This window comes from Algibacter sp. (assembly GCF_029245835.1).
GTDB lineage: Bacteria > Bacteroidota > Bacteroidia > Flavobacteriales > Flavobacteriaceae > Algibacter_B.
In genome coordinates this window covers 1-19910 of record NZ_JAQWOO010000005.1, presented here as the reverse complement: position 1 = coordinate 19910, position 19910 = coordinate 1, and the positions used below count along the sequence as shown (strand labels likewise).

The 19910-nt window shown below is 33.1% G+C and carries 21 protein-coding genes; 5 read left to right on the top strand and 16 right to left on the bottom strand.

Annotated features, from left to right (window positions below; genetic code table 11):
- Positions 1–56 precede the first annotated feature (56 nt).
- The 3 genes from P8K68_RS00655 (at position 57) to P8K68_RS00645 (ending at position 4193) form a co-directional block, all read left to right on the top strand.
- On the top strand, positions 57–1229 hold the full coding sequence (locus P8K68_RS00655) for an LETM1-related biofilm-associated protein (protein ID WP_300247186.1): 1173 nt from the start codon (positions 57–59) through the stop codon (positions 1227–1229).
- Positions 1230–1286: 57 nt separating this feature from the next.
- On the top strand, positions 1287–2279 hold the full coding sequence (lpxD, locus tag P8K68_RS00650; RefSeq protein WP_300247184.1) for a UDP-3-O-(3-hydroxymyristoyl)glucosamine N-acyltransferase: 993 nt from the start codon (positions 1287–1289) through the stop codon (positions 2277–2279).
- A gap of 96 nt (positions 2280–2375) precedes the next feature.
- Positions 2376–4193 carry a glycoside hydrolase family 2 TIM barrel-domain containing protein gene (locus P8K68_RS00645; RefSeq protein WP_300247182.1) on the top strand — a complete coding sequence of 606 codons (1818 nt, stop codon included), beginning with the start codon at positions 2376–2378 and terminating at the stop codon, positions 4191–4193.
- Between the two features lie 33 nt (positions 4194–4226).
- On the opposite strand, the gene P8K68_RS00640 is transcribed toward P8K68_RS00645, so the two are convergent.
- From P8K68_RS00640 to P8K68_RS00605, 8 genes are all read right to left on the bottom strand, one after another.
- On the bottom strand, positions 4227–4982 hold the full coding sequence (locus P8K68_RS00640) for a LytTR family DNA-binding domain-containing protein (RefSeq protein WP_300247180.1): 756 nt from the start codon (positions 4980–4982) through the stop codon (positions 4227–4229).
- 160 nt (positions 4983–5142) lie between these two features.
- Complete coding sequence (locus tag P8K68_RS00635) at positions 5143–5472, bottom strand: 2TM domain-containing protein (protein ID WP_300247178.1); 330 nt, start codon at positions 5470–5472, stop codon at positions 5143–5145.
- Between the two features lie 12 nt (positions 5473–5484).
- Positions 5485–5787 carry a 2TM domain-containing protein gene (locus P8K68_RS00630; RefSeq protein ID WP_300247176.1) on the bottom strand — a complete coding sequence of 101 codons (303 nt, stop codon included), beginning with the start codon at positions 5785–5787 and terminating at the stop codon, positions 5485–5487.
- A 13-nt stretch (positions 5788–5800) separates the two neighbouring features.
- Positions 5801–7129, bottom strand: a complete 1329-nt coding sequence (locus P8K68_RS00625; RefSeq protein WP_300247174.1) for a histidine kinase — start codon at positions 7127–7129, stop codon at positions 5801–5803.
- A gap of 21 nt (positions 7130–7150) precedes the next feature.
- On the bottom strand, positions 7151–7774 hold the full coding sequence (locus tag P8K68_RS00620; protein WP_300247172.1) for a hypothetical protein: 624 nt from the start codon (positions 7772–7774) through the stop codon (positions 7151–7153).
- A gap of 12 nt (positions 7775–7786) precedes the next feature.
- Entirely contained in the window at positions 7787–8212 is a 426-nt protein-coding gene (locus P8K68_RS00615; protein WP_300247170.1) for a DUF2141 domain-containing protein, read from the bottom strand.
- A 193-nt stretch (positions 8213–8405) separates the two neighbouring features.
- Positions 8406–9140, bottom strand: a complete 735-nt coding sequence (locus P8K68_RS00610) for an energy transducer TonB (RefSeq protein WP_300247168.1) — start codon at positions 9138–9140, stop codon at positions 8406–8408.
- A 399-nt stretch (positions 9141–9539) separates the two neighbouring features.
- Positions 9540–11693 carry a TonB-dependent receptor gene (locus tag P8K68_RS00605; protein WP_300247166.1) on the bottom strand — a complete coding sequence of 718 codons (2154 nt, stop codon included), beginning with the start codon at positions 11691–11693 and terminating at the stop codon, positions 9540–9542.
- A 586-nt stretch (positions 11694–12279) separates the two neighbouring features.
- Here P8K68_RS00605 and P8K68_RS00600 point away from each other — a divergent pair.
- Both P8K68_RS00600 and P8K68_RS00595 read left to right on the top strand, forming a co-directional pair.
- Positions 12280–12774 (top strand): RNA polymerase sigma factor, encoded by a 495-nt coding sequence (locus tag P8K68_RS00600; RefSeq protein WP_300247164.1) that lies wholly within the window; start codon positions 12280–12282, stop codon positions 12772–12774.
- 4 nt (positions 12775–12778) lie between these two features.
- Entirely contained in the window at positions 12779–13411 is a 633-nt protein-coding gene (locus tag P8K68_RS00595) for a hypothetical protein (protein ID WP_300247162.1), read from the top strand.
- Positions 13412–13549: 138 nt separating this feature from the next.
- Here the strand turns inward: P8K68_RS00595 and P8K68_RS00590 are convergent, their stop codons facing one another.
- The 8 genes from P8K68_RS00590 to P8K68_RS00555 form a co-directional block, all read right to left on the bottom strand.
- On the bottom strand, positions 13550–14155 hold the full coding sequence (locus P8K68_RS00590) for a pseudouridine synthase (protein ID WP_300247160.1): 606 nt from the start codon (positions 14153–14155) through the stop codon (positions 13550–13552).
- Positions 14142–16430, bottom strand: a complete 2289-nt coding sequence (locus tag P8K68_RS00585) for a type IA DNA topoisomerase (RefSeq protein ID WP_300247158.1) — start codon at positions 16428–16430, stop codon at positions 14142–14144. Before P8K68_RS00585 ends, P8K68_RS00590 begins: the two co-directional genes overlap by 14 nt.
- 238 nt (positions 16431–16668) lie before the next feature.
- Positions 16669–17346 (bottom strand): aromatic aminobenezylarsenical efflux permease ArsG family transporter, encoded by a 678-nt coding sequence (locus tag P8K68_RS00580; RefSeq protein WP_300247156.1) that lies wholly within the window; start codon positions 17344–17346, stop codon positions 16669–16671.
- Positions 17347–17784 carry a nitrophenyl compound nitroreductase subunit ArsF family protein gene (locus tag P8K68_RS00575; RefSeq protein WP_300247154.1) on the bottom strand — a complete coding sequence of 146 codons (438 nt, stop codon included), beginning with the start codon at positions 17782–17784 and terminating at the stop codon, positions 17347–17349.
- 19 nt (positions 17785–17803) lie between these two features.
- Positions 17804–18781, bottom strand: coding sequence for a permease (locus P8K68_RS00570; RefSeq protein ID WP_300247152.1), 978 nt, complete (start codon positions 18779–18781; stop codon positions 17804–17806).
- 9 nt (positions 18782–18790) lie between these two features.
- Entirely contained in the window at positions 18791–19090 is a 300-nt protein-coding gene (locus tag P8K68_RS00565; protein ID WP_300247150.1) for a thioredoxin family protein, read from the bottom strand.
- A 51-nt stretch (positions 19091–19141) separates the two neighbouring features.
- Complete coding sequence (locus tag P8K68_RS00560; RefSeq protein ID WP_300247149.1) at positions 19142–19447, bottom strand: metalloregulator ArsR/SmtB family transcription factor; 306 nt, start codon at positions 19445–19447, stop codon at positions 19142–19144.
- Positions 19448–19645: 198 nt separating this feature from the next.
- Positions 19646–19910: transposase (locus P8K68_RS00555; protein ID WP_300247147.1), on the bottom strand; the 265-nt coding region annotated here is incomplete at its 5' end.

Sequence of the window (19910 nt, the reverse complement as noted above, 5' to 3'; positions counted from 1 at the left end):
TTAATTTGCATATTCAACTAAAAGTTTACTTTTACAATCTATATGATAATTGAACTATGAACCCATCATCTGCAGGTTGGATTAAAAAGCTCCTTAAAGAAATTGGAGCAAATAGTCGCTTTTTAAAATATGATGAAGAATTATTTTATGATTCTTTAAGAGCATGTGGTTTTATTTATGGCAGCAACCTAGATGTTGTTAACCAGGTAATACACAAAAAGGATCTTACAGAAGAAGAACTTTGTAAAACTAATTTATGCTTAGCCTTATATTACACGTATTATAATTCACATTGTAAAACATCTTTTGTTGAAAGTGTTAATAGTTTTTACGCAAGTATTAATGATATTAAAACCTCTTTCTTTAAAGATTTATTAGGTGAAAAAAAATCTAGTGAACAACTAGAAAAAATAATTCATAAGCGCATCCAGATTGATGCCAATTTACTTACCAAAAACTTTAATTATTTTATAATAAATGCACTTTTATTTGTGGATGTATTAGCTTATAAAGCTTACCTACAAAATCTTAAAATTTCCACAGATTATTTAAAAAATATGGAAGCTTCCATTACTTCAATATCGCTTGATGTTTTAAACTCTAAAGAAACAAAAAACCAATATGATGAAAGCTTAATAAAATTATTTGAATCCTCTTTACGTTATCAAGAAAACTCACATTTAAATTATAAAAAATCTATTAAAAATGTAAAAACTCAGCTTGAGAAATATTACATTTTAGACTTAGCATGTATGGCAACTTGGAGTGACCAGATGATTGATGTTGAAGAGCAACATTTTTTAGAAAAACTCGGTCAAGATTTAAACCTAAGTTTTTCCAAAACACAGCAATCTATTAAAGCGGTTAATCTATTTTATACCGTAAACAAAGATAACATTGCGCTTTTGAGTTCAAAAAATGTGGTACAAAGCTTTTATAACAACTCTAGTAAAATGGTTAATAAGCTCATTACTAGAAACAGTAAACGTTTATATCAAGAATTAAAAGATAGTAAAGAACTTATGGTTTTAATTAGCCAATCAACCGTTAGAGATTTGAATAAAGAAGAACAAAAAAAAGTACAAGATCAATTACTTGACATTTTTAAATCGATACCTAGTCTTGCTATATTTTTACTTCCTGGTGGTGCATTACTATTACCTTTAGTGGTTAAATTTATTCCGAAATTATTACCCTCTGCTTTTGACGAGAATAGAATTGAAGAATAAAAACTCTAATTTCTCTTTTTTTTCTAGTAGTTTTACAAATACACTAAAAAAAACTACATGGCATCTTATACTATACAAGAAATTAACGACTTATTAAAAGGGGAGTTAATTGGTAATACTACCAACTTAATTGAAGGCCCGGAACAACTTCAAAACGCTAAAAAAAACCATATCACCTTTATAGGTAGCAGTAAATATTTAAAATATTGGGATGATTCTGAGGCTTCTGCTGTTTTAGTCAATGATAATTTAACTTTAGAACCTGGTGATAATCGTGCCATCATAAAAGTGCAGAATGCCGATTTGGCTATGGCTAAAGTATTAGAATTATTTAACCCGCCAGCACCAGTATTTGAAACAGATATTCATCCAACAGCTGTAATCCACAAAACTGCTAAAATTGGAGATGGCTGTAAAATTGGCGCTAATTGTTATATTGGTAAAGACGTTATTCTTGGAAAAGGCGTCATTCTTTATCCTAATGTTTGTGTTTTTGACGAAACCACTATCGGAAACAATACGATAGCTTGGTCTGGAACCGTAATTAGAGAACGTTGTATAATAGGTAACCATTGTATTTTTCATACCAATGTGAGTATTGGTGCTGATGGTTTTGGTTATCGCCCAAGTGATGATGGTCGTGGATTAACAAAAATACCGCAAATTGGAAACGTTGTTATTGGACATTATGTTGAAATTGGCGCAAACTCTTGTGTAGATCGCGCTAAATTTAGTAGTACCATTATTGGTGATGGCTGTAAAATAGACAACCTTGTACAAATAGCGCACAATAGTGTCATGGGACGCTCTTGCATTATGGCAGGACACAGCGGACTTGCAGGCTCTGTAACTTTGGGTGATGGAGTTATTATTGGAGGAAGTGCCTCTATTAAAGACCACACTATTATAGAATCTGGGGCAACTGTAGGGGCTGGTTCTGGTGTTATGAATAATATTAAAGCCGGCGAAACTGTTTTAGGTTATCCTGCTCAAAATGCAAAAGCTATGCTTAAACAATGGGTTGCTATGCGTAGGCTGGTTAAGAAATAAATATTTTAACCTTTTATAAGAATTTTCATATAGCTAAAAGTTTGCAACGGTTTTTTTATCATAGAATCATTGATCTACATTTACAAATTCTAAAACATGAGCAAAAATCAAATTAAATTAATCTTTGTTCTTCTGGTTTTTATAAATATCCCAAATATTTATGCTCAAACTATTATTGAAAAAAATAATGGCAATTGGGAATTAATTGTGGATGGAAAACCTTATATGGTTAAAGGAGTGACTTTTGGTTTTGACAAAAACATAGCCAATTATGATGCATATTTTAAAGATTTGAAGTTTCTTGGTGTAAATACGATTCGAACTTGGGCTACTGGAGAAAACACACCCAAATTACTTGCATTTGCTCATAAAAATGGCATTAAAGTTATGCTTGGTATATGGATGCGTCATGGTCGTCCGGGAATGGAAGATGATGATCGTTTTAATTATCTAGAAAACACTCAAGGTAAAGAAGACATGTTTCAAAATGCTTTAGATGTTGTTGAAAAGTATAAAAATCATCCTGCAGTTTTAACTTGGGGTATTGGTAATGAAGTCTACTTAAACACGGCAACAGATGAAGAAAAAATGGCCTATTCGAAATTATTAGAACGCATTTGTAGTGCCATCAAACAAAAAGATTCTTCTCATCCTATAACGTCTGTTGAAGCATGGACTTTTGGATTGGATTGGTGGCAGAAGTACGTGCCTTCTCTCGATATTTATGGCTTAAACAGTTATGGCCCAGGAGCGAACTTACTCGCTGATGAACTCGATAAAAAAGGCATTGACAAACCCTATATATTAACAGAATTTGGTATTACTGGAGAATGGGACATTAAACAGGAAATTAGTGGCGTAAAAGTAGAGCCCAATGACCATCAGAAATATGATGCTATTTTAAACGGTTATAACAACTGGATAAAAAATAAGCCAGCAAATTTGGGTGTGTTTGTGTTTCATTACGCTTCAGGACAAGATTTTATTGCACCTTGGTTATTCACGCATTACAACAATATGACAAGGCCACAATATTGGGCAATACGCGAAGCTTATACGGCTAACAAACCCATTAATCATGTACCAGAAATTAAATCATTTAACCTGCCAAAGGATACAGTTAGCAGCGGCTCATGGGTTTCGGTTGATTTAGATATTGCGGATATAGAAAACGACGTTTTACAGGTGCGTTTTAGTTACAACCAGCGAACAGGTAGCCGTAAACGTCGCGATCAAATAAATGCGTTGCAGTTTCGAGGAAATATAACCAATAGTTTTCAAATACAATTACCAAAGGAAGATGGTCCAATAAAAGTATATGTTTTTGTAAAAGACACATATAATAATGTTGGTATTGCCTCCACTGGGATTGTTGTAAAAGATAAAGATGCAAAAAAACGCAAATATCTCGTACCAAAAGTCAATTTACCTTTTTACGTTTATAAAGATGTTGAAAATGAGCCTTATACAGCTTCAGCTTTTATGGGGAATTATAAAGTTATGACAGTAGACTCACAACATAAAAGTGATAAACATTCTGGAAAGGCAGCTTTAAAAATTAGTTACAATCAAGAATACGATTGGTATGGATTGGGCTTAGTAAATCCTGCAAATGATTGGGGCGACATACTTGGAGGTTATGACGTATCTGGAGCAAAAAGATTTAGCTTTTGGGCAAAATCCAGTAAAAACAATGTTGTAGCAACTATTGGTTTTGGTCTTATTGGCAAAGACAAACCCTATCCAGATACAGCAAAAAAATCTAAAGAAATCAAGCTCTCTACCAAATGGGAAAAATACTCATTTAGTGTTAAAAAATTAGACTTAAGTTGTATTAGGTCTGGACTCACTATTTTTTCGAGTAGTTATCGAAGTAGGCAAGATATTTTTATAGACGATGTTGTTTTTGAATAAATTTATATTACAACTTAAAAAAGTTCAAGAAAATTATTCTAACCAAGCCTTAAAATCTTTGACACGCTCTCGAGCTACAATAACCTCTTGGTCGCTATAAGAATTTAATTTTACTTGTAGTCTTGAATTAGTATAACTTATCATATCTTTTATAGCATTGATGTTTACAAAGAATTTTCGATTAATTCGGTAAAAGGTTTGAGGTTCTAGCTCGTCTGCTAAATGCTCTAGCGTTGTATCTAAAAGATAATTTCTACCTTCTGTGGTGTATAAATATGTGCCTTTGTTTTCGCTATAAAAACACTCTATCTCATCTATATTTATGAGTTTTAGATGTTGCCCTACTTTTACTGAGAATCGTTTTTTGTATTCACGATCTAAAGGATTAACCAATAGTTTTTTAATATCATTAAAGTCTAAGGTTACAGCTTGTTTTTGTGGTGTGCGTTCCTGATACTTTTTTACTGCGGTTGCTAAATCGTCTTCATCAATAGGTTTTAATAAATAATCGATACTATTTAACTTAAAAGCTTGAAGCGCATATTCATCATAAGCTGTTGTGAAAATAATAGCTGATTTGATATCGATAGTTTCAAAAATCTCGAACGATAGTCCGTCACTTAATTGAATGTCTAGAAATATTAAATCTGGATGTTGATTATTCTGAAACCAGTCGATAGATTCTTCAACGGAATGCAGCATAATCTGGGTTTCTAAATTTAACTTTTGAAGCATCCTTTGTAAACGTCTTGCGGATGGTCTTTCATCTTCTATAATAATTACGTTCATGGGTTGTTATATTATTTAATTTAAAATAAAAGTTTGTTAGAACTTAGGGGTTAATTTGGTTAGGCTTTTGGCTAGGCGTGCATCGAGCCAAAACTAGTTACCTTTCGTCTGCGCTCAAGACAGGCTTCAAGCCCGACTCTTGGGTAACGCCCAAATTGTATTATTTCCATTGTTCTTTATCGTTATCCATGTATTCTTTAATTTTTCTTTCTTCCCAAGATTTGTTAAAAAGGACATTTTTACCAAATACACCTAGCGCGTGAAAACCCAAACCAATCCCCCAAAAAAGAGCGGTTGAATAGGTGCCGAAATGGAATAAATCACCACCGTTAGACACAATCATGAACACGATAAAAATATTTACTGCAACATACCAGAAGGCATGCCAATAAAAGCCTTTTAGCTCTTTTACGCGCTTTTTGGCACGTACATAGGCTTGTTCTTTTCTATGATCTTTATTTTCGTAAGGTTCTAATTTATAATTTTCCATAATCTTAGTTTTTTAATCCCACTTATTTTCTTCTTTACGCATCAATTCATCAATTTTACGTTTTTCCCACTTGCTTCCAAACGTACCTTTGTGTACAAAAATTATAAAGCCATGAATGGCTACACCAATACCCCAACCTATTACTGAAAACCAAAACCATTTATAGTCCCAATAGGTATGATAGTTAATAAAAATTATAAATGGCACAAATAAACAGTAGGCAAGCAGGTGCTGATAAAATCCTTTTATTTCTTCAATGCGTTTACGTGCTCTTGCGTATTTTTTGTCTGTCTCAAAATCAGGTAATCTTTGCATAATCTTTAAATTTTTAATCCCAATTATTTTCTTCGTTGTTCATATATTCTTCCATTTTACGCTTTTCCCAATTTCTGCCAAATGCGCCATCGTTAACAAAAACTCTAAAAGCTTGAATTGTTAAACCTATGCCCCAACCGAACATGGGAAACCAAAACCATTGAAAGCCCCAATAGGTTTTGTAGTTTATAAAAATTAAAAATGGTATGACTAAACAATAGGAAATGAGGCTATAATAAAAGCCTTTTAGCTCGTCTACGTGGTTTAGTGCTCGCATATAGCTATCGTCTAGTGGCGATGTTTGTTCTGTTCTCATTATCGATGTTTTTTTAGTAAGCATTGGTATTGCTACTGCAAAACGGCTTGCTTCTTTATTAATGTTTACTTTTTTGTTAGTTAATAAATTGTAACGCTGTTTTATGTTACTTAAGCCCACACCAGTACTCTTTTTAACTATTTGCTTAGGTTGCAAATTATTTTCTACCACCAAACTACCCTGGTCTTCATAGATTTTTATTTTAAGGGGCTTGCTAGAGGTTACCATATTATGTTTTACTGCATTTTCTAACAACAATTGTAATGACAATGGCACCACTTTAGCATCTGGGTTAGAGGCCTGCTCTGGCATAGTAAAAACAATACTATCTTCAAATCGCATTTTGAGTAATGACATATAGGTTTTTGCGAATTGCAACTCTTCATCTACGGTAACTAATTCTTTGTTTTTTTGCTCTAAAACATACCGATATACTTTTGACAATGAGGTGGTAAACTTTTGTGCATTGTCTGGATTCTCTTCAATTAAACTGGTTAATACATTTAAGCTATTGAATAGAAAATGCGGGTCTAATTGATTTTTTAAAGCATCAAACTTTGCACTTGCCGTTCCTGCAATAACTTTTTGTTCTTTAATTCGGTTTTGTTGATACTTATTATAAAAATAAATAACATGAAAAATAACAACGATGGTTAGCGTTACCCATAAACCAAATTGATAATACCTAAACTGCTCGGTGGATAGAAATTGATTAAAACTAATACCTCTATAAACTATGGCTATGGAAGCTCTAAGTAAAAACAACCCAATTAATGTAATAATAATTGCACCAAGAATACCGATAATTAAGCGCTTTAACGTATCATTCTTTTTCCAGTTCCGGCGCTCCATATAACCGAAAAAATACATATTGGAAAAACCTAAAACGAATGAATACAATTGATAAAAACTAAAATCGATTAAAAACTCATTAACATTTTTAAAATTGAATCCACCAGAGAACAGGTTGCCAATTACGAAAACAGCAGATCCAATAATAATTGTAATGGTGATATATTTTTTCATAATAGTTTTTATATAATGTGCTTACTTTTCACAAGATTCTAATAGCATTTTTACACGGTCTGCTCCCCAATTAGGGTGAAATACTGTTTCTGGTTTAAAGTTAGCAAAAAGTTCTAAGGAACGCTGAAGATCTTTACAAAATGGTGTAGTGTCTTGTCCAAAATATTTAGCGCCACCAATATCCCATTCTGCTTTACAATACACCACTCTTGGATTTTTTGGCGCAAGCATATTGGCTTTTGTATAAAGCTCAACAACTTTACCAGAGAGTGTCATGCCATAGGTAGCACCATCAAAAGCCACCCAAGCGGTATGTAATAAAGCTTGTAAAACCAGTATTTCTGGGTTTTCTTTTGAAATCGCTGTAGCATCATTAATTAAATTTTGTGCTTTTTTAAGTTTTGCAGATAGTTTTTGCTCGTCTCTTTCTCCAAAACTACTGGTTATATTTATTTGTGCAGCATAATAAAGTGGCAACCAATTATCTGGTTCTGCGGTAGCAATACGCTCAAATAAATTTGATGCTTCAATTGCTTGGTTAGTACTCCAAAGTTCGAAAGCTTTTTGCATGCCTTTGTCATAATTAGTTTGTGCACTTACAAACCCTGAAATTAATAGTGTTACGATAATGATTAGCTTTTTCATGTGTTTAAAATATTAAAGTGTTATATGTTGTGTAATTGATTTATTGTTGATTTGAAATTTAGCATCTTCCCATTTTGGTGGCCCCATAAAACCTTTGGCATTATTTGAACAACCATAATCTTCTTTTGGAATGCCAAAAAGATTCGTGTCCATTTTATTATTATCATTCTCGTCATGAAACATAGAAATAGCATAAACACCGTTTGGTACCTTTTTGAAAGTAACTTTACAACTATTATTATCAATTTTTTTGAAAGTAGATTCAAAACCTTTTTTTAAAAAATTAGCTTCAGAATTGTAAAGTGCTATATAGGCTTTTCCTTGATTTGTATCAAAGTTTGAAATAAGTACAGTAATATCACTTGTTTTTTTGTCTTGAGCTTGAAGACTAGAAAATATAAAAAGGGATAGGCTAATAATGATGATTGAATGTTTCATAATGGTTTACTTTTAATTATGAAACAAATATCCAACAGAACTCGTTTTTTTTAAAAAAGGATTAACCGAACTGTTAATTTTTGTTGATGAAATGTAAAACCCTGAAAAATACTTTATTTAATTAAAAACAAAAGACAGTTTGAAAATTTTCAAACTGCCTTTTTTCATATGGATATAAAACCTTTTTATAAACTTAATCTCCTTGAAATTTGAAGAATATAGGCACAGCATAAGCTACTTTTACAGGTCTTCCACGCTGCTTACCAGGTTTCATTTTTGGTAAAATACTAATAATTCGTTCTGCTTCTGTTTGTAACATTTTGTCAGGACCCCTAGAGCGTACGCCTTTAATAGTACCATCTTTATCAATAATAAATACTACAGATACTCGCCCTTGAATGCCTAAATCTAAAGCCTCCTGTGGATAATTAAAATTTGTGGCAACATGCGCTTGTATTTTTTTCTGAAAACAATCTTTTGTAGCCATTTTTGATAAACCCTCACATCCAGGATATACAGGCACATCTTCAATAATTGCAAAAGCCACTTCCACATCTTCATCTATTTCATCAACTTCAACATCACTTACACTTACTATTTCGCGCTCTACAATAGCATCGTTTTGATCTGTTTCGGTACTTTCAAAAACGGTTTCCTCAATTTCTTCAGTGTCTTCTACAATCTCTACCGATTGAGTCACTATAGCTGGAGGTGGTGGAGGAGGTGGTGTAGCAATAGAATTAACCAATGGTATTTCCTCTTCAAACTTGCTTTCCATTTCCACAAGATCAATAACTACATCTTCTTTTTCATACGATTTATACTCTAAAGCTTGCCAAGATAAAAACAACATTAAATTAAGTCCAATCGCAAAAAAAATGCTGCTATTTCGTCCTATTTCTAGTTTTGGATTTTTTTTAGTTTCCATGATACTTAGTTTTAGCTTATGACTTAATCATCACATATTCAACAAACTAAAGTTATTAATTACTAAGTAAAATAAAAATGATATTTGTCATATTAGGGAATACTAGGTTTTTGAAGGTCTAATGTAAAGAAGGATGCTTTCTTGTTTGAATTTTGAATTCGATTGCACTTGACTTTGTCAGTAAAAATGAATAATTTCGTTTACGGATGGATATAAAACAATGAAACGATTTCATATTCGCGAAACAATAAACTTACTTTCTATAAACAAAACTCTTTCAGTTAAAAAACTAAGCCAGCAGATATGTCCGCGTTAGGGATAGTAGTGGAAAGCCCACAGCCTGACGAAGGAAGTGCGAGGACTTGCAACGGATAGCCCGACCCCTTTTGGGGTAACGCCCTATAAATTATCTAATTGATTAGACTTTTTATCTTCGCTAATGGTCCAGAAGAATCCCACAAAAAAGAATTGATCTGTTGCAGGCTGTAATGCGCGCCTATTAAAATTGCCATTTGCATTTGGTGTATTCGCATATTGGTAGCCATTAATATTTTTAAATCCTAAGACATTATTTACGGAGGCATACAATATTTTTTGCGGACTTATTAAATACGCCCAATTTAAACTCAAGCTATTAAAGTCTTTGGTTTTATCATTTAAAAAACCTGTTTTGTTAGGATTGGTAAATGTTCTTCCGGAAGCATACGCATAACTAAACCCAACTTGACTGCGCCATTTGTCTACCCAATATTTCCCAACTAAAGATACATTATGCGTGTTTGCAAAGTTAGGTTGTGCTTTAGTTAGGTAGTTTTGATAATCGCGCTCGGTATCCAAAAAAGAGTAACTCATCCAATAATCAAAATTCTTGATGCTTTTACTGTCTCTCCAAAAGAAATCGATACCTCTTGCAAAACCGCTTCCATTGCTGTTGTAGTTACTATCAAAACTTGCAAAATCGGTATCATACTTCACCAAATTGTTATAATTTTTATAATAGGCCTCAGCTCTAAACAATTTTCTATCAGCATTGTATTGGTAATTAAAAATATAATGCGAGGTATTTTCAGCTTTCAATACTTGGTTAAACTTTAAAATATTACTTGATGGGTTTTGATAAAAATTCCCATACGCCAAAGATACCTGACTTTTATCATTCGTTTTATAGGCCAATGATACTCTTGGAGCCAATGTAAACTCTTTAAACAGCTCGCTATACTCAACGCGCAAACCTGTTTTAAAGGCCATTTTTTTAGATATAAAAATATCTGCCTCTGCATAAGCGGCTGCAATGTTATTATTGTAACCATAGCGCTCCTTACTAACGGTTTCATCAGCATACGTTTCGTTATAATCGGTTGCAAAATACTCGGCGCCAAAATAGAGTTTGAATCGGTTACTAATTCTATTTTTTAATTTCAGCTTAGCGTGTAAAGAGTTTTCATCGTCATTAATGTCACTATTAATGATGTCTAAATTGTTTTTAGCTCGTGTGTAGCTAAGGCCTCCAAAAAGGGTCCATGTATCGTTTAAATCGCCTTGATACGATCCGTTTACATAAAAGTTATTATTATTTAATTTAAAATAGGCACCTTCTGGTTCGTTAATATCTTCTTGAGTCAATTCAAAGTTTGTAGTATCAAAGGCACCATACAACTTAAATAAACCCGACCTTGTTTGCTTTCTAAACACCGCTTCACCAGAAGCCGTTTCAAAGGGTTTTATCCAATCATTTCTATTTTTAAAAATAGCGTTATAAGGCGCTAAGTTGATATATGATGCATTTACACTTAATGAACTTTTCTCCCATTTTTGGGTATTACCAAGTGTTGCACCAACACTCATAATTCCAATATCTGTTTTCTCTTGGTCTGGTTCATTAACGGTATTTAAAAGCAAAACACTTGATAAGGCTTGTCCAAATTCTGCTGAATATCCACCCGTTGAAAAGGTAATCCCATCAAATAAAAATGGCGAATACCGCCCTCTTGTAGGTGCATTATTGGTTGTTGGTGAATAGGGCGTAAACACACGAATACCATCAATAAAAATCTGAGTTTCATTGGCATCACCACCACGTACAAATAATCTACCATCTTCGGCAACAGTTGTTGTTCCTGGTAAAGTTTGTAGAGCACCAACAAAATCGCCTAAGGCACTTGCTGTAGTTACTACATCAAGTGGCTTTAAAACGTTTACTTTACTATTATCGCCTGCAGAAAATGTTCCTGCTGATAACACAACCGCATCTAAAGTATTAACATCATCATGAAGCTTAACAGTCACGTCCTTCATAAAGGTAACGTCGCCTATCATTGTAAACGTTTCGTATGATAAAAACGACACCACTAAAGTTTGTGTCCCGGTTTCTGAAGTCCTAAATGAAAAAGATCCATCTTCCAGAGATGTACTTCCGTCGTAAGTGCCTTCCAAATATATATTAGCACCATTAATAGGTTCATTTTTTGTGTTAAATACTTTTCCGCTAATAGGGGTTTGTGCTGCTATTTGAAAACTAATTAGAGTGATGAAAATGATGGTTAATTTTTCCATGATTGATTAATTTTTACTGTTCGTTTTTTGATTTACTGATGTTTAAAATTCAGATTGATGCCACAAATTTGCAACACTAAAATGATAGCCAAAACACTTAATTACCGAACTGTAAAATTTGTATGATGAATTGAAATTTTAAATATTAAAATCACCAAAATCCAGAAGTATATATAAAAATTTAATCTTATAATTGAACAAATATTAAGACTAAAAACTTTTAGAAGTTCAAAATATTTTAAAAAACTTCAGTCCAAAAATCGCTAATTTATTTTTTTATATATTAGCTACCATCCATAGCTCTAAACCGCTAAATACAAACTTAAAACACGTTATAGTTTTTATCTATACTGCGTTATTAAATTATTGAAATCCAGCAACAAAAGCAGATTATACAAACTAAAAGTTTAAGTATTTATAAAATATCTATTTTTATAAAAAACTTTAAAGTATAGAAGTAAAAAAATATCAAATATTTTATAAATAAATAAATCAAAATCATTGTTTTTAAAATTTATTTTCGATTTACATGTAACGTTTTAAAAAATTTAGCTACTTACCTAGTAACTAAACCACACCATTAATATTGAATAAAGAACTAGAATATAGTTTTGTTGAATTATTAGAAAAGCATCAAAATATTGTGCACAAAGTTTGCCGTTTGTACACTAATAATTATGATGCACATAATGATTTATTTCAAGAAATAACCATCCAACTCTGGAAGGCATATCCTAAATTTAGAGGGGATGCAAAATTCAGTACTTGGATGTATCGTGTAGGTTTAAATACCGCAATTACACTCTACAGAAAATCTAAACGCACTATAAATACTCAAGATTATGCTGGTGTAGAATTTAAAATAAAAGCAGAGGATTATGATAACACAGAAGAACAACAACTGAAAGTGCTTTATAAAGCTATACACCAACTAAACGACATTGAAAAAGCCTTAGTCTTTTTGTATTTAGAAGACAAAGATTATAAAGAAATTAGTGAAACATTAGGAATAAGTTCGGTTAATGCACGTGTGAAAATGAACAGAATAAAAACGAAACTTAAAACCATTTTAAATCCGTAACATTATGGATGAATTAGATTTATTAAAAAAAGACTGGAATAAAGAGTCTTCAAAAAAGAAACTTTCGGTTACAGATATTTACCCGATGCTACAAAAAAAATCGTCTTCCATAGTCAAGACCCTTTTTTACATTAGCATCGCAGAACTCATCTTTTGGATTTTAGTGAATTCCATTCCCTATTTCTCATCAGATACTTACAAGCAGCGTCTAGAAGATATTTATCAGAACGATTATGCCTTAACAGTAATCTCAATCATTAGTTACGCCATCATCCTACTATTTGTTTATTTACTATACAAATCGCATAAATCTATTTCTGTTACAGACAGTGCAAAAAAACTAATGGAAAGTATTTTAAAAACACGTAAAGTCATCCGTTATTACGTGCTTTACAACCTTATTATAGCAGGTTTATCCCTTATAATAGGCTTCTATTACGCCATGCACAACAACCCCGAAATCTCAGGTAAACTAGAAAATTTCAGCGACAAACAAATGCTAATAGCCATAAGCATCATGACGCTTTTTACCGTAGTTTTTGTGCTTGTTATATGGCTATTCTACAAGCTTATTTATGGATTTTTACTTAAACGCTTAAACCAAAACTATACAGAATTAAAAAAACTAGAAGTTTAAAGTATTTGGCCGTTACCCCAAGGGGTCAGGCTTTCGGGAGTCGCTCCCTCCTTGGTCGGGGAGTTTCAACAAATCCCTCAATCCCTAACCTTTAGTTTGTAATTAGTAGCTATAATCTTTAAAATTAAGTAGTTTCGCTTAAGACTTCACTCTTCCAAGTCCCAACTCCAAAACCTCAACAACATCGCCAGCCTGCATATTATTTATATGAATATCGCCTACTCTAACACGAACCAATCGCAACGTTGGGAAACCAACAGCAGAAGTCATTTTTCTAACCTGCCTAAACTTCCCTTCTTTTAACGTAATAGACACCCAAGAAGTTGGACCATGCCGATTATCTCTTATTTTTTTTCCACGATTAGGCAACTCAGGAATGGCTTCCAATTCAAAAGCTTTACATGGTTTGGTGTTATAGGTTGTACCTTCAACACTAATTTTAACACCGGTTTTTAACTTCTGTATAGCCTCCCATGAAATAGCGCCATCAACCTGCGCATAATATTCTTTTTCTACTTTTTGGCTATTTATGTGAGCACTCATTTTGCCATCTGTAGTCAGTAACAACAGCCCTTCAGACTTTTCGTCTAACCTACCAATAGCCATAATCCCAACAGGAAAATCAGCTAAGCTTCCTAAAAACTTTTTTGATTGTTGCTTGGAGTCGTTACTTGTAAACTGACTTAAATACCCGTAAGGTTTAAAGATTACAAAGTGTCTATGGCTAGTTTTAGATGCTTCCATTTAAAATACTATGCACAAGTTCTTTAGTTGGTTTTTGTCCGTTTATCTTTGCTCTAACAGCATCAAAGGTGACTTTAAAATCACAACCTGTTTTATAGGCGCTACAGCCATAAGCCGTTTTTCCTTTAATAACAGTTCCTTTTTTGCATTTAGGACACGCCAATTCATTAGGTTTTGTTTTAGCTGCACTTTGTTTAGGCTCTAATTTTAGCTTGAAATTTTCATCAAATCGAACTAAACCCTCTACTCTACCAGAATCTGTTTTAAACCCTTTTAAATTAACTGTAGAACCCTTTTGAAGTAGTCTTATAAATTGTTTCTCTGAAATCTTTTTTCCGGCAAAGCTAAAAGGCATCACAAAATCGCATCCCGTTTTATAAGCACTGCACCCATAAGCCGATTTTCCCTTGATAATTTGTCCTTGTTTGCATTTAGGGCAAGATTCAGCAGTAATACCTGCTCCCTTTTTAGCTTCTGCTTTTGCAGCACGTTTCTTAACGGTTGTTGCATGCGATATATTAGCACGTTTTTCGCTTCTTACCTCATACACCAAAGCATCAACCATGCGCTTCATATTCTTTATAAATGCACTTGCTGTATATTCACCTTTCTCAATATCTTTTAATTGCTTTTCCCAAGACCCTGTAAGTTCAGCAGATTTTAATAAATCATTTTGAATAGTGTCTATCAATTGGATTCCAGTAACCGTTGGTAGCACCTGTTTTTTATTTCGCTTTATATATTTACGTCTAAATAAGGTTTCAATAATATTGGCACGCGTTGATGGACGTCCAATACCATTTTCCTTCATTAAATCTCGTAATTCCTCATCATCAACCTGTTTCCCTGCGGTTTCCATACCACGTAATAATGTTGCTTCTGTAAACTGATTTGGTGGTTTGGTTTCTTTTTCTAAAAAAGAAGGTTCATGTGGTCCTTTTTCGCCTTTTTCAAAAGCTGGCAAAATCCCTGATTCTTTTTGTTTATTATCCGAATTTTCAAATACAACGCGCCATCCTTTCTGTAAAATCTCTTTGCCTGTTGTTTTAAAAACCACTTTTGCTGCACTTCCTAAAACTGTGGTATTAGACACCGTACAATCATCATAAAAAACCGCTATAAAACGTTTTACAATAATATTATAAACCTGTTGCTGGTTGTATTGCAAATTGGTTTGCATACCCGTTGGAATTATGGCATGGTGATCGGTGACTTTTTTATCGTTAAAAACTTTAGAAGACTTCTTAATTTTTTTACCTAAAAGTGGTTGTGTTAATTTTGAATAGTTGGTTAATTTCTGAAGAATTCCAGATACTTTAGGATATACATCATTCGGTAAAAATGTGGTATCTACTCTAGGGTAAGTCACCACTTTTCGCTCGTATAAGGCCTGAACAATTTTTAAAGTCTCATCAGCCGAAAACCCAAACTTGGTATTGCAATACACCTGTAGCCCTGTTAAATCAAATAATTTTGGGGCATACTCTTTTCCTTTTTTCTTAGTAATAGATTCAATTTCAAAATCACTTTCTTTTACTTTATTAGCCAGAGCTTCTCCATCTTCCTTTTTAAGAAAACGCCCGTCTTCATAACTAAATAACGTGTCTCTGTAAAGCGTTTGTAATTCCCAATATGGTTGTGGTTTAAAGTTTTCAATCTCTTTAAATCGATTAACAACCATAGCTAATGTTGGTGTTTGCACACGACCAACCGATAACACTTGTTTGTACCCGCCATGTTTTACGGTGTATAATCTAGTCGCATTTATACCCAACAACCAATCGCCAATAGATCTAGAAAAGCCAGCATAATATAAATTATCGTAATCTTTTGATGGTTTTAAGTTTTGAAAGCCTTCTTTAATAGCCTCTGTAGTTAACGAGGAAATCCATAGACGCTTAACTTCACCTTTGTAATTGGCTTCATTCATCACCCAACGTTGAATTAGCTCTCCTTCCTGCCCTGCATCCCCACAGTTTATAACCATATCGGCTTTATCAAAAAGACTTTTTACAATGTTGAATTGCTTTTTAATACCAGAATTAGAAGACACTTTGGTTTCAAACTTTTCAGGAAGCATAGGGAGATTATTTAAATCCCAACTTTTCCAATAGGGTTTATAATCAACCGGTTCTTTGAGGGTGCATAAATGCCCAAACGTGTAGGTAACTGCATAGCCATTGCCTTCAAAATAGCCATCGCGTTTGGTGTTTGCTCCTAATACAGCAGCAATTTCGCGGGCAACACTAGGTTTTTCGGCAATACAGACTTTCATTTTAACTCATTAGGATAAGACATGCAAAATAGAAATTCTTAAGAGTCTTTTGGTAGAGAATTGTTACGAGTTATTAACCGCATTTGAAGTTAACAATAAACAGGCTTGTGTAACGATTTTGTAAATGATAAGAAAAATGAGGATTCAAAACTGTCTATTTAGCTAATTCCTGACTCTAAATTTATGAAGTTCACCAAAGTTTTGACTATTACAATATTCCAGTGAAAATGAAAACATATTACAAGCCAGTCAAAATAAACACGACACCCGCAACTGTTCGCATGACTTTTTCGATTTTAGTAATGCTATTGTAGAATACCCCAATTTTTGTTACTGTAAATGCCAATACGTAGGTAAAAAGAATTACTGGCAATCCGGTTCCCAAGGCAAATATAATGGGCAAATAAAGGCCGTCTGCTGATGCCATAGTCATGGGAATTAACATCCCAAAAAACAAGGCACCGCTATATGGGCAAAACGCTAAAGCAAAAACTACACCAATCAAAAAAGCCCCTAAAAGTCCTTTATCCTTAAAATAATCTGATAATTTTTCTTGAAAATTCGATTTTCCTAAAAAATTGAGTTTTATAAAATTTAACATAATCAATCCAATGATTATCAATAAAGGCCCTAAGAATTTCTCTCCGTTTTGATTGAAAAATCGAGCTATATGGAACTTACTTGCTCCAAAATATAAAATCAAACCAATGGCGGTATAACTAAACCCGCGTCCTAAAGCGTAAAGCAATCCACTTAAAAACACTTTTTGTTTACTCGAAATATTTTTAGAAATAAATGCAGTTGCAGTGATATTGGTTGCCAACGGACACGGACTGATGGCCGTCATTAGTCCAAGAATAAAAGCAGATAAAACAGGAATATTATAATGCTCTAAAAGAGACTTTAAAAAATCCATTTAGAGTGTCTTTAATTCCATATCAATTTTAGCTTTTAATTCTTTGGAAAATACATTTTGATCGTTACCCTGCATAAAAGCAAATTCAGTCAAGTTTATTTGTTTTTCTTTTCCGTTTTTTATCACATTCAAAATTAAAGCTGTTCCAGAAGCTTCAAATTTTTCAGCTATTTTTTCATTCGCTTCTTCATCCACATTAATCACCTGAAATGTAATTTTTTCATCTTTAAGTTCTTTTTCAAAATATGTATCCAATGTATATTTTGTATTTGCTTCAATGGCATTACAAGTCATACACCGGTGTGTGGAGTGAAAATCCAGCACTTCTATTTTTGAAACGGATGTATCAAAAGACGTTGTTTTACTTTTTGCTTTATTATTACAAGAAAGGAGCATGATACAAATTGCTAAAACTGTAAAAAATTTGATTGCTTTCATTTTTTTATTGATTTAAGTTTTATAATATGAGGTTAAATACATATCCTGAAATGATGATGCAAAGTGTTACCACACCAAAAAATATGGCAATAAGTTTAAAGGTCATTATTTTTTTTAAAAGCATGGCTTCTGGTAACGAAAGCCCTACCACACCCATCATAAATGCGATTGCTGTACCTAAGGGAATGCCTTTAGCGACCAATACTTGAACTATGGGAAGTATGCCAGATGCGTTAGAATACATGGGTACAGCCAACACTGTAGCAATAGGAACCGCAAACAGATTGTCTTTGTCCATATATTTTTCAAAAAAGCCTTCTGGAATATAGCCGTGCATCAATCCACCTATGGCGATTCCTATTAAAACATACGGAATGATACCCTTAAGAATTTTCACAACTTCTGCCCAAATAATTGGCAAACGTTGTTTAAAGGTTTGTTGTTCGGCATGAAATATATCTTGTTCTCTTTGTGCGTTTACCAATACCTCTTTCACCCAAGGTGTGAGATAGCGTTCCAATTTTAAATTTTGAAGAATAATACCAGATACTGTGCCCAATAACACCCCACTAACTATATAAATGATTGTTGTTTTTAAACCAAACAAACCCACAAAAAGTCCGATAGCAACTTCATTGACCAATGGCGATGTAATTAAAAAGGCGAAGGTGACACCTAATGGGATGCCTCCTCTAACAAAACCTATAAATAATGGCACCGAAGAACAAGAACAAAAAGGTGTGACCACGCCAAAAAGACTTGCCATAAGGTATTCTAATCCGTATAATTTATGTCTTGAAAGGTAGTTTTTAACTTTGTCTATTGGAAAGTAACTATTTACGATTCCCATAAAGAAGATCACCACAAAAAGAAGAATCAAAATCTTTGTGGTATCATAAATAAAGAAATTAAGGGCTTCTGCTAAATGCTGGCCCTTGGTTAAATGTAAAACATCATAAACCAACCAATCGGCTATATTTTGTACCCAATCAAACATAAACAGGTATTAACAACATTTATCTTGAGAGCAACAACCACTATCTGGGTTGTTGGTTTTTATAGTAAAGTTGGCTTTCAAAAGCTCTAATACTTCATTTTTATTTGGCACCCTCCCTTTTATTGTAATCACATCATCGATTACTAATGCTGGCGTAGTCATGACGTTATACTTCATAATTTCCATAATATCTTCTACTTTTTCGATAGTGGCATCTAGGTTATTTTCTAATACCACATCTTGAACAATACCCGTCATTGTTTTGCATTTTGGGCATCCTGTACCTAATACTTTAATTACTTTAGTCATAATCATTTTATTTGTTTATCGCCAATAGACGATGTGTTTATTAAAAAAATATCAATCAAAAAATTGTTGGAATAATACTTTTGCAGTGTTCCAGTTTTCGTGGTTGATACAGTATTTTATTTTTGGCGGTTTTAATTCTCCTTGAATAAGACCTGCGTTTTTTAATTCTTTTAAATGTTGCGATACGGTGGATTGCGAGATTGGTAATACATCAACCAAATCGCCAGTAAAACAACAGGATTGATTTTCAAGATGTTTTAATATGGCAATACGCGTTGGGTGTGCCAAAGCTTTAGCGAATTTCGCTAATGCTTCGGTATCTTGCTTATAATCTATTTGTTCTAAACTCCTTTTCATATTGCTTATCGCAAATATACGATTGATATTTGAAATAAAAAAAAAAGACAGGATCATTTAACTCAAAGATAAGTTTCCGTTTTAATGAAGTTCGCGAATTTTTTTAACAAAGTCAAGTTTTATAAACTCGTACTAAATGTTTTTATGGCAAACGTATTTGGTATTCTATGATAGAAAACAAGTAATTTCCATAAAAAATCAGGCTACAAATTTATAAGTATCTACAAAAGGGGAATCTCTATTAATAACAGCAAAGATTCGACCTATAATTTTACATCTCACATTGTTTAATACCAGCATTTTATTTTTTCCTTCATCTTGTTTTCTTAAGTAATATGCCTTTAACTGCGCATCGTGCCTTACTGCTGAGAGCGCACACATTTGGAGCAACGATTTCATGGTTTTGTCCGCCATATGGTTTACCTTAGTACCACCTCTAATACTGGAACCCGAGCTGTATTCA

Bases quoted from the DNA above. Each gene is read 5' to 3' on its own strand.
- P8K68_RS00635 (WP_300247178.1), bottom strand. From the start codon at position 5,472: ATGGAAAATTATAAATTAGAACCTTACGAAAATAAAGATCATAGAAAA.
- P8K68_RS00565 (WP_300247150.1), bottom strand. From the start codon at position 19,090: ATGACTAAAGTAATTAAAGTATTAGGTACAGGATGCCCAAAATGCAAA.
- P8K68_RS00570 (WP_300247152.1), bottom strand. From the start codon at position 18,781: ATGTTTGATTGGGTACAAAATATAGCCGATTGGTTGGTTTATGATGTT.
- P8K68_RS00640 (WP_300247180.1), bottom strand. From the start codon at position 4,982: ATGAACGTAATTATTATAGAAGATGAAAGACCATCCGCAAGACGTTTA.
- P8K68_RS00595 (WP_300247162.1), top strand. From the start codon at position 12,779: ATGGATGAATTAGATTTATTAAAAAAAGACTGGAATAAAGAGTCTTCA.
- P8K68_RS00615 (WP_300247170.1), bottom strand. From the start codon at position 8,212: ATGAAACATTCAATCATCATTATTAGCCTATCCCTTTTTATATTTTCT.
- P8K68_RS00620 (WP_300247172.1), bottom strand. From the start codon at position 7,774: ATGAAAAAGCTAATCATTATCGTAACACTATTAATTTCAGGGTTTGTA.
- P8K68_RS00630 (WP_300247176.1), bottom strand. From the start codon at position 5,787: ATGCAAAGATTACCTGATTTTGAGACAGACAAAAAATACGCAAGAGCA.
- P8K68_RS00625 (WP_300247174.1), bottom strand. From the start codon at position 7,129: ATGAAAAAATATATCACCATTACAATTATTATTGGATCTGCTGTTTTC.
- lpxD (WP_300247184.1), top strand. From the start codon at position 1,287: ATGGCATCTTATACTATACAAGAAATTAACGACTTATTAAAAGGGGAG.
- P8K68_RS00655 (WP_300247186.1), top strand. From the start codon at position 57: ATGAACCCATCATCTGCAGGTTGGATTAAAAAGCTCCTTAAAGAAATT.
- P8K68_RS00580 (WP_300247156.1), bottom strand. From the start codon at position 17,346: ATGGATTTTTTAAAGTCTCTTTTAGAGCATTATAATATTCCTGTTTTA.
- P8K68_RS00590 (WP_300247160.1), bottom strand. From the start codon at position 14,155: ATGGAAGCATCTAAAACTAGCCATAGACACTTTGTAATCTTTAAACCT.
- P8K68_RS00645 (WP_300247182.1), top strand. From the start codon at position 2,376: ATGAGCAAAAATCAAATTAAATTAATCTTTGTTCTTCTGGTTTTTATA.
- P8K68_RS00585 (WP_300247158.1), bottom strand. From the start codon at position 16,430: ATGAAAGTCTGTATTGCCGAAAAACCTAGTGTTGCCCGCGAAATTGCT.
- P8K68_RS00575 (WP_300247154.1), bottom strand. From the start codon at position 17,784: ATGAAAGCAATCAAATTTTTTACAGTTTTAGCAATTTGTATCATGCTC.
- P8K68_RS00605 (WP_300247166.1), bottom strand. From the start codon at position 11,693: ATGGAAAAATTAACCATCATTTTCATCACTCTAATTAGTTTTCAAATA.
- P8K68_RS00560 (WP_300247149.1), bottom strand. From the start codon at position 19,447: ATGAAAAGGAGTTTAGAACAAATAGATTATAAGCAAGATACCGAAGCA.
- P8K68_RS00610 (WP_300247168.1), bottom strand. From the start codon at position 9,140: ATGGAAACTAAAAAAAATCCAAAACTAGAAATAGGACGAAATAGCAGC.